1 rRNA gene is annotated in these 381 nt (G+C 50.4%); it reads left to right on the plus strand.

The window, feature by feature from the left end:
* A 16S ribosomal RNA gene (locus HMPREF3241_RS11890) occupies window positions 1-381 on the plus strand; the annotation flags it as partial.

Consider the following 381-nt stretch of genomic DNA (forward strand, 5'->3'; position numbering starts at 1 on the left):
AACTTCGGGAAACCGGAGCTAATACCGGATAATATATTGAACCGCATGGTTCAATAGTGAAAGACGGTTTTGCTGTCACTTATAGATGGATCCGCGCCGCATTAGCTAGTTGGTAAGGTAACGGCTTACCAAGGCAACGATGCGTAGCCGACCTGAGAGGGTGATCGGCCACACTGGAACTGAGACACGGTCCAGACTCCTACGGGAGGCAGCAGTAGGGAATCTTCCGCAATGGGCGAAAGCCTGACGGAGCAACGCCGCGTGAGTGATGAAGGTCTTCGGATCGTAAAACTCTGTTATTAGGGAAGAACAAATGTGTAAGTAACTATGCACGTCTTGACGGTACCTAATCAGAAAGCCACGGCTAACTACGTGCCAGCA

The sequence above is a fragment of the Staphylococcus sp. HMSC34G04 genome (genome assembly GCF_001838765.1).
GTDB lineage: Bacteria > Bacillota > Bacilli > Staphylococcales > Staphylococcaceae > Staphylococcus > Staphylococcus epidermidis.